Annotated in this window: 1 pseudogene; it reads left to right on the forward strand. The window is 60.7% G+C overall.

The annotated features are described in order from the left end of the window. A pseudogene (locus tag ACFZPT_RS26530) lies at positions 1-662 on the forward strand (type IV secretion protein Rhs); the annotation flags it as partial.

The following is a 662-nucleotide window of genomic DNA, read 5'->3' on the forward strand; positions in this document are numbered from 1 at the left end:
GTCTGGTACCCGGATCACAGCTGCCATCGCTTGGTGTGGAATGAGCGCGGGCAACTGGTTGAGGAGCAGTTGCCCAATGGCGGCATCAGGCGCTATCGCTACGACGACCTGGGCCGCGAGGTGGCGCGCGAAGATGAACACGGCGCGCTGACCCAGTATCAGTGGGACGCTGTGGGTCGGCTGACTCGTCTGACCCTGCCAGGCGGTGCCACCCGTGAATACAGCTACAACCCCTACGGAAAAATCACCGCCGAACGCGACGAACTCGGCCACGTCACCCGCTACGACTACGCCGACGGCCTGCACCTGATCAGCCGTCGCCTGAATGCCGATGGCACTCAGGTCCAGTACCGCTATGACAACGCCCGATTACTGCTCACCGAAATTGAAAACGAAGTCGGCGAAACCTACCGGCTCGACTACCACCCCAACGGCCTGATCCAACAGGAAGTCGGGTTTGATGGGCAGCGCACCGCTTACGTTTACGACCTCAACGGCAACCTGCAGGAAAAAACCGAACACGGCGACGACGGCAGTCAGCTCGTCACTCGTTACGAACGCGACCATGCCGGACGCCTGGTACGAAAAATCCTGCCCGATGACAGCGTCGTTGAATATACCTACGACCGCCAGGGCAATCTCCTCAGCGTCGACGACGGCCA

This window comes from Pseudomonas sp. MD330_10 (genome assembly GCF_042610415.1).
Taxonomy (GTDB): domain Bacteria; phylum Pseudomonadota; class Gammaproteobacteria; order Pseudomonadales; family Pseudomonadaceae; genus Aquipseudomonas; species Aquipseudomonas rhodesiae.